6 protein-coding genes are annotated in these 8,363 nt (G+C 42.6%); 3 read left to right on the top strand and 3 right to left on the bottom strand.

What is annotated here, in order from left to right:
* A partial coding sequence (locus G458_RS21545) for a MopE-related protein (protein WP_026952717.1) occupies window positions 1-4,182 on the top strand: 4,182 nt, incomplete at its 5' end.
* A 53-nt stretch (window positions 4,183-4,235) separates the two neighbouring features.
* Here the strand turns inward: G458_RS21545 and serA are convergent.
* The gene (gene serA, locus G458_RS0115590; RefSeq protein ID WP_026952716.1) at window positions 4,236-6,128 is read right to left on the bottom strand and encodes a phosphoglycerate dehydrogenase; all 1,893 of its coding nucleotides are present in this window, start codon (window positions 6,126-6,128) and stop codon (window positions 4,236-4,238) included.
* A gap of 216 nt (window positions 6,129-6,344) precedes the next feature.
* Here serA and G458_RS0115585 point away from each other — a divergent pair, with 216 nt between their 5' ends.
* Together G458_RS0115585 and G458_RS0115580 are read left to right on the top strand one after the other, a co-directional pair.
* Entirely contained in the window at window positions 6,345-6,860 is a 516-nt protein-coding gene (locus G458_RS0115585; protein WP_026952715.1) for a DUF4920 domain-containing protein, read from the top strand.
* Window positions 6,860-7,063 (top strand): hypothetical protein, encoded by a 204-nt coding sequence (locus G458_RS0115580; protein ID WP_026952714.1) that lies wholly within the window; start codon window positions 6,860-6,862, stop codon window positions 7,061-7,063. Before G458_RS0115585 ends, G458_RS0115580 begins: the two co-directional genes overlap by 1 nt.
* Window positions 7,064-7,093: 30 nt before the next feature.
* On the opposite strand, the gene G458_RS0115575 is transcribed toward G458_RS0115580, so the two are convergent.
* Together G458_RS0115575 and G458_RS0115570 are read right to left on the bottom strand one after the other, a co-directional pair.
* Window positions 7,094-7,978, bottom strand: coding sequence for an HAEPLYID family protein (locus G458_RS0115575; RefSeq protein ID WP_026952713.1), 885 nt, complete (start codon window positions 7,976-7,978; stop codon window positions 7,094-7,096).
* Between the two features lie 35 nt (window positions 7,979-8,013).
* Window positions 8,014-8,331: a hypothetical protein gene (locus tag G458_RS0115570; RefSeq protein ID WP_157359823.1), complete on the bottom strand. Its 318-nt coding sequence runs from the start codon at window positions 8,329-8,331 to the stop codon at window positions 8,014-8,016.
* Window positions 8,332-8,363: the final 32 nt, after the last annotated feature.

The raw sequence follows: 8,363 nt of genomic DNA, 5'->3' as shown, positions 1-8,363 counted from the left end.
ACCTACACGGCTACGGATATCCACGGCAATACCGAAACAGCGAGCTTCACGGTAACGGTGAATGATAGCGAGAAGCCAGTAATCACGAATGTTCCATCGGATATCATTATTGGTAATGATCTGAATACTTGCGGAGCAGTGGTGAGCTGGACCGAGCCTCAAGCAGCGGACAACTGCGGAATAGAAAGCTTCTCTTCTGACCAGGCGAACGGATCAACCTTCCCTGTTGGAACGACCACGGTTACCTACACGGCTACGGATATCCACGGCAATACCGAAACAGCGAGCTTCACGGTGACGGTCAATGATACCGAGAAACCAGTGATCACGACCAATGGCGATCAAGCTGTGGATGCTGAAGCAGGTCTTTGCTCGGCTACGGTGACTGTGAGTCCGAGTGCGACTGATAACTGTTCGGTTGGAGAACCAATAGGAGTCCGAAGTGATGGTCAGGCTCTGACCGATCCATACCCTGTGGGTGTAACCACGATTACATGGAGCGTAACCGATATCAATGGAAACCCAGCTACAGAGGTAACACAAACCATTTCGGTAACTGATACCCAGGCTCCGGTGATTACCACTGACGGCGACCAGAACATCGATGCTGAAGCAGGCTTGTGCGAAGCTACAGTAGAAGTTACGGCCAATGCTACTGACAACTGTTCGGTAGGAGAACCAATAGGAGTCCGAAGTGACGATCAGGCTCTGACCGATCCATATCCTGTGGGTGTAACCACGATTACATGGAGCGTAACCGATATCAATGGAAACCCAGCCACAGAGGTAACACAAACCATTACGGTAACTGATACCCAGGCTCCGGTGATTACATGTCCTTCCGATATAAGTACTACAGTTGAATTTGGGGTTACAGGTAAGACTATTACATATGATGCACCAGTTGCCATAGATAATTGTGGTATTTCTTCGGTTGAGTTAATTGAAGGCTTTGCAAGTGGAACGGAGTTCCCATTGGGAGAAACTATTGTTACTTATCGGGTTACTGATGTTTCTGGAAATTCTGTAGAATGCAGTTTTACAGTAAGTATTGCAGAAAGTGAAGACAATATTGATCCAATAATTAATGATTGCCCTACAAATATTTCCGTTTCAAATGATCCAGGAATCTGCGGAGGTACAGTTTCTTGGAGTCAACCATTTGCAACAGATAATAGTGGAGTTGTAAACTTAACAAGCAACTTTGAACCTGGTTCAGTTTTCCCAATTGGTACCACAAGAGTAACTTATACTGCCACCGATGCAGCAGGTAATCAATCTACTTGCAGCTTTGATGTAACTGTTACCGACGATGAAGCTCCAGTGGTTTTGACCCGTAATCGAGCATTTGAAATTGATGCGGATCAAACTCTTGTTCTGAATCCATTAGATGTGGATAACGGCTCTACCGATAATTGTGGAATTTTGAGTTACCAATTAAGTCAAACTGATTTCACTGTTGCAGATGAAGGAGAGAATATCATCACCTTGACCTTAACTGATGTAAACGGAAATCAGGGTTCAGCCACTGCTATTGTCACAATAAGTATTAACACTATAGATCCTGGAGATTTAGATTCAGATAATGATGGATTTACTCCAAATGAAGGTGATTGTGATGACTCTGACGACACGGTTTATCCTGGTGCTCCTGAGGTTTGTGATGGTAAGGACAACAATTGTGATGGAACAATCGACGAAGGTGTACAAACTGCCTTCTATATCGATGCGGACGGAGATGGCTATGGAGATGTGAATGCTGAGGCAGTATTTGCTTGTGCCGGTCCAGAAGGCTACGTCACTGATAATTCAGATTGTGATGACTCAGACGACACGGTATATCCTGGTGCTCCTGAGCTGTGTGATGGCAAAGACAACAATTGTGATGGAACGATCGACGAAGGTGTACAAACTGCCTTCTACATGGATGTAGACGGAGATGGCTTTGGAGATGTGAATGCTGAGGCAGTATATGCTTGTGCGACTCCAGAGGGCTACGTCACTGATAATTCAGATTGTGATGACTCAGACGACACGGTATATCCTGGTGCTCCTGAGGTTTGTGATGGTAAAGACAACAATTGTGATGGAACGATCGACGAAGGTGTACAAACTGCCTTCTATATCGATGCGGATGGAGATGGCTATGGAAATGTGAATGCTGAGGCAGTATTTGCTTGTGCCGCACCTGAAGGCTATGTGGTAGATAATTCAGATTGTGATGACTCTGACGACACGGTTTATCCTGGTGCTCCTGAGCTTTGTGATGGTAAGGACAACAACTGTGATGGAACAATCGACGAAGGTGTACAAACTGCCTTCTATATCGATGCGGATGGAGATGGCTATGGAGATGTGAATGCTGAGGCAGTATTTGCTTGTGCCGCACCTGAAGGCTATGTGGTAGATAATTCAGATTGTGATGACTCTGACGACACGGTTTATCCTGGTGCTCCTGAGCTTTGTGATGGTAAGGACAACAATTGTGATGGAACAATCGACGAAGGTGTACAAACTGCCTTCTATATCGATGCGGACGGAGATGGCTATGGAAGTGAAAATGCACAACCTGAATATTTCTGCTTAGCTCCAATAGGCTATGCTGATAATAATTTGGATTGTGATGATCAGGATCCTAATAAAAATCCGGGATCACCAGAGTCTTGCTCTGATAATCCTTGTCTTGATGCCTCACCTGTAACAAGCATTTCAGGTCCACTTGATCCTATTCAAATCAACAATCCTGTTCAAGTGAATGCGTCTATTTCTGGTGAAATTGTAGAAGCAAAATGGGTGTGGGATAATGGTGATGAAACCATTCTAACGGCTCCATTTGAGAATTTTGCAGCAGAATATGCCTATTCACAGGCGGGTGTATATCAGATCCAATTGGTACTTGTAGATGTATGCGGTAATGAGTGGACAGCTTTAACAGACCTTGCTGTAATCTTTGATCCTAATGGAGGATTTATTACTGGAGGTGGATGGATTTGGTCTCCAAAAGGTGCGTATCTAAATGATCCTGATTTAGAAGGACGAGCCAATTTTGGATTTGTAGCTAAATATAGAAAAGGAAGTAATCGGGTAGATGGAAATACAGAGTTCCAGTTTAAAAATGGTGACTTGAACTTTAACAGTTCTTCTCATGAAGATATGTCTTTGGTAATTGCAGGGGCAAAAGGAATTTATAAGGGAACTGGTAAAATAAATGGTGTAGAAGGCTACTCATTTATGGTGTCTGCCATCGATGGTGCTCTCAAAGAATCAACTGAGTCTGACAAGTTTAGAATAAAGATTTGGGAAACTATCAGTGGAAATACAGTTTATGACAACCAGTTGGGAAGTTCTGATTTTGCAGATGCTAGTACCGAAATTTCAGGAGGTAATATAGTAATCCATATGCCTGCAAAAGGCAAAAACAAATCTATCGACTCCAATTCGCTATTGACAGTAGCATGGAACACTCCATTCGAGGAATTGAAGGGTTACACTTGGACTGTTGGAGGTGAAGAAGAGGCCTTGGATTTGGAAGTGGATTGGAACGAAGAGGATTACGATCCTTTGACTCCAGGAATCTACCAAATTGAAGGAAGACTCAAGTCTTTGACTTACTCATCTGTAATCAAGGATAGAATCACCATGCTGGTAATGGTATTGGATAAGCCTTTGGCAGAGGATATTTTATTGAGCAATACCCTTATCCCTGTTGATTCTAAAGTTGGGGATGTGATCAGTGCATTGTCTACAAAAGATCCTGTCGATGATATCCACAGCTACGAGTTGGAAGATAACCCTGATTTTGAACTGAAGGATAATCTTCTGATCTGGAAAGGAGAAGGTAGTCTGGCTCAAGAATATGTCATGAAAGTGGTAAGCACCGACAGAGTAGGTCAAAAGATTTCAAGAGAATTGACCCTTACCCGAGAAATAGGTGCAAATCTGGTGTCTATCTATCCGAACCCTGCCTATGAGCAGACTAAGATCAAGGTGGATTTGGCTCTCGAGAATCAGGTGAGCATCCGAATCTACGATGCCACTGGTCGCTTGGTGATGGAGGAAAGTGAATTCCATGAAAGGTCCTTTGTGAAGGAGATTGACCCTCGATTATTGAGTCCGGGATTGTATCAGGTTCAGGTGCAAATCGGATGGGAAATCATTTCCAAGCGATTGATCAAAAACTGATAAAAACAAAAATCCCCGGAGATTTTCCGGGGATTTTTGGTTCAAAGCGGTTTTTAATACAACGTCCTAAAACGGATTGTTCCCGGGATGCTTTTCAAAGCTTCTATAGCATCTTCCTCGTAGGCCTTGTCGATATCAGTGATCACATACCCGATTTTCTCATTGGTCTTGAGATATTGTCCCACAATGTTGATGTTGTAATTGGCCAAGACTTGGTTGATTTTAGCCAAAACACCGGGCTCATTGTGATGTAGGTGAATCAATCGGTGGGCGTCTTTCAGGAATGGCAATTGGATATTCGGGAAATTGACCGAGTTGAACGTGTTTCCGGTGTTGATGTATTCCATGATTTTTCCCGGGACAAATCGGGCGATGTTTTCCTGTGCCTCCAAGGTGGATCCACCGATATGTGGAGTCAGAATGGTATTGGGCAATCCGATGAGCTCGGATTCAAATGGCTCCTTGTTGTTTTTAGGTTCTTCCGGGAATACATCCACTGCGCAACCAGCGAGATGGCCAGAAAGAATAGCATCTCTCAAAGCTGGAATATCGACTACATGACCTCGGCTAAGATTGACCAAAATAGCTCCCGGCTTCATTTTTTTGATTTTCTCCGCATCGATCAGGCACTTGTTTTCTTTTCTTCCATCCACATGAAGGGAGATCATATCGCAGGTTTCCAGCAGCTCATCCAAGGAATTCATTTTGGTGGCATTACCTAAGGCGAGTTTTTCCACTACGTCATAGTAGAACACATTCATGCCCATATTTTCCGCTAGGACAGATAACTGAGCGCCGATGTTGCCATAGCCTACAATACCCAGCTTTTTTCCTCTGATTTCGAAGGAGCCAGAAGCGGACTTGTCCCATTTTCCCTGATGCATTCCGATAGACTTGTCATGGAATCTTCTCATCAAGAAAATAATTTCCGCAATCGCCATCTCCACTACAGATCTTGTATTGGAAAAAGGCGCATTAAATACAGCAACGCCTCGTTTCTGGCATTCCTCCAGATCAATCTGGTTGGTTCCGATGCAAAATGCTCCTACTGCTAGAAGGCGATTTGCATTTTCCAATACCTTTTTGGTGACATTAGTTTTGGATCGGATTCCAAGGATGGAGATATTTTTGATTTTTTCACAAAGCTCCTCTTCACTCATGGCTCCGATGGCAACTTCTACCTGATAGCCTTCTTCTTTGAGGAGTTCTACTGCTATAGGGTGTACGTTTTCAAGGAGAAGTACTTTGATGCGGCTTTTTGGGTAGGAAAACTTCGTGTTCAATTTATTGATGTATAAGATTTCGTCGAAACTGGGAGCAATATGATCCGCTTGGCTGGTGACCTTTGGGCGGTGAACATTTTCAGTAAAGGCATAAAACTTATTGGCCAGTCCGGAAGCTTTGATTTCGTAATCCGTGTATCCGTCACCGATGACGTAAATATCTCCATCCAAATTTACATTCCGAATAGTTTCAGCTTTTCCGTTGTTTTTGGAAAGAGGATTGTCACGGTTGAAGTCAATGATTTTGCCTTGTTCATCATAGACAAAATCATTGGCGAAGACGTTTTCCTTTTTGATTCCAAATTCAGAGACAATAGGAATGATAAAGTCCTTGAAGCCATTTGAGATGATGTAAATATCTTCTGCATTTTCCTCCAGCCATTCTTTGTTTCTTTCAAAAGATTTGGAGACTTTCTTTTTCAAAGCCTTGATAAGCAGGTCTATTTGAGAACGGTCTGCTTTTAGGATTTCCAGGCGTTGCTCCAGACTTTCCCGGAAGGTAACCGATCCCTCCATTCCTCTGTCAGTGATATCTTTGATAGCCTGGAGTTTCTGATTTTTTTGAGGATCTCCCTCGAGGGTAATTTCTCCAAGGATATCTAAGGCTTCAACACGGGTAAAGGTACTGTCAAAATCGATGATGAATTTTTTTGTTTGAGGCATGATTCAGGGTCAATAGGTCTTTCGTGCTGTAAAATTAAGGGATTGTCAAAGAATCTGAAGTTTTGTTGGAAGAATTAATCAAAAAGAATTTCAAAATTGAAAAAAGATTAAAATCTGTTCAGATTTTGGGTATGAGATAAAATTTTATTTGGGTACCAAAGAATCAGGCTTTGAGGATACTCAATTTGAGTTAATTTTGGGGAAATACTAAAAACCATGAAAAAGTCATTGATAATCTCGGGAGTAGCACTTGGCTTGCTCACCTTTTCCTGCAAAAGCTCACAAGAAGACACGCCAAAGACTACCTATGAAGTAGTAGGTGAGGCGGAAATTGTTCCTGGAAATTATGGAGATATTGTTGAGGAAAAGGATGTTTTTACTCCTGCTGAAATGATTTCTAAAGTGGAATCAGAGGGTAATTTCGAAGGGAAAATCCAAGGTGAAATCAAGGAAATTTGCACCAAGAAAGGATGCTGGTTTTCTATGGATCTACCCAACGGCACTTCCATGCGTGTGACCTTTAAGGATTATGGATTTTTTCTTCCGACCAATTCTCAAGGCTTTCCAATTGTGATGCAAGGTGTAGCCACGGTCACAGAGACCGATGTGGAAACATTGAGACACTATGCAGAAGACCAAGGGAAGTCCAAAGAAGAAGTAGAAGCCATCACGGAACCTAAGCGTGAGATCACCTTCGAAGCAACAGGAGTAATCATCAAATCCAAGGCTTAATGGCAATAGCTTTAGATAATCTCCGGGTGGGGAGAAGGTACCGTTTGGTTAATTTGGGGGAGATTAGAAAAATTGAAATTGTTTCCAGGCTTTCTGGTGAAAACTTTAAAATCAAGGATTTAGAAACCCTGGAATATTATACCATTGAGGAATTACTCAGATGGGGAGTTGGAAAAGATTATGACTTGGACGAATTATATTAAAAAAGGGGCGGAATTTTTTCCGCCCCTTTTTTAATGCATTGCTCTGAATCCCGGTTCGTAAATGATTCGGATAAAAGATCCCAAACCATAGTCCGGTTGCTGAATGGGGATCGCTGATACAATGCCTATCATCAGATTTTCTGCCAAGCCAAGCCTCATCTGTGGCCTTAAGGTGGCTATAGATTTGCCTTGGTGAATTTCCTGATTGATCTCCATACCGATGAAGTTTCGTGTACCACTGACCATGTAATGAAAGTTCCAGTTGATTTCATAGGTGAGCTCTGGTTTTTGGCCAAATTCCTTATGAATCCTTGGGCCAGTGTATATTAAGGTGTGATAGTTGCTGCCCAATCGCTTGGCTGCGACCAGGAAGGGATTGTAAATGTTTCCGGTAAAAACATTCTGGGAATTCAACTTTTTCCATCCATCGAGTTCAAACTGATGAATATATCCCAGCGCCATAGAGAGGTTGTTTTTCTCTGAAACAAGGAAGGTATATTGGGAAGCCAACTTCAGGGATTCGAGTTTATTTTCGGGGATTTTTTCAGATACTGAACCTTGGCGGAAAGAATATAAGCTGACCGGCAATTCTACTTCCAGTCCCAATCGGTCCAATGGAGCCCACTCATATTCTACCAAGGCATGAAATTCATCAAAGGAGCGCTTGTCCTGCATTCCAAATCCCACATTCCATTCTTTTTCCCCTTTTCTTGCACCTAAATCCCGGATGAGATCTATGTAAAGTGGCTCCGCATGAAGGACTTTCGGTTTTTGATGGGATTCCTGAGATTCAAATTCTTCAATGAAGAGGCTATCTAAAATGGATCTTTGATACTTCAAAGAATCCGATTGAGTTTGGCCCATAGCCACAAAGGCCTGAAGCCCAAGTAGGGCTAGGATAGTAATTTTTTTCATAGGGTTGATTTAGTTTTTGAGTTTTTCGGATTAAATCAACCCAGATCCGGAGGAGGGGAAGGGGGAAGGTTTAGCGGTGCTAAGAGAATACGGTCTTTGGAATTCCAGTGCTTTGATTTTTCGGGTAATCCAAAAGCATAAAATGGAAATTCCATACAGAATACCTTCCAATTGGTTTTTTTCAAGGATTTGTCCTCCTGCTCAGTGGAATTGTCAGGAATGCCATCGCAATCTCCATCCAAAGCCCATTCGTAAACGAGTTCACCGATGGTGTCAATCGGATCCACCAGTTGGTCTTTTGGGTCAGAAATATTGCCCTCGTAAAAATTAACCGAGAGGTTCAAAATGTTCAATAAATTCAGATAAAAGAAAACCCTGGCGGCCT

Origin of the sequence: Algoriphagus mannitolivorans DSM 15301 (assembly GCF_000429425.1) — a bacterium.
GTDB lineage: Bacteria > Bacteroidota > Bacteroidia > Cytophagales > Cyclobacteriaceae > Algoriphagus > Algoriphagus mannitolivorans.
Note: the sequence above shows the minus strand (reverse complement) of the source record. Positions and strands in the feature narration are given on the sequence as shown.

Excerpts from the sequence above, each read along its gene's own strand:
- serA (WP_026952716.1), bottom strand. The coding sequence starts at position 6,128 with ATGCCTCAAACAAAAAAATTCATCATCGATTTTGACAGTACCTTTACC.
- G458_RS0115585 (WP_026952715.1), top strand. The coding sequence starts at position 6,345 with ATGAAAAAGTCATTGATAATCTCGGGAGTAGCACTTGGCTTGCTCACC.
- G458_RS0115580 (WP_026952714.1), top strand. The coding sequence starts at position 6,860 with ATGGCAATAGCTTTAGATAATCTCCGGGTGGGGAGAAGGTACCGTTTG.
- G458_RS0115575 (WP_026952713.1), bottom strand. The coding sequence starts at position 7,978 with ATGAAAAAAATTACTATCCTAGCCCTACTTGGGCTTCAGGCCTTTGTG.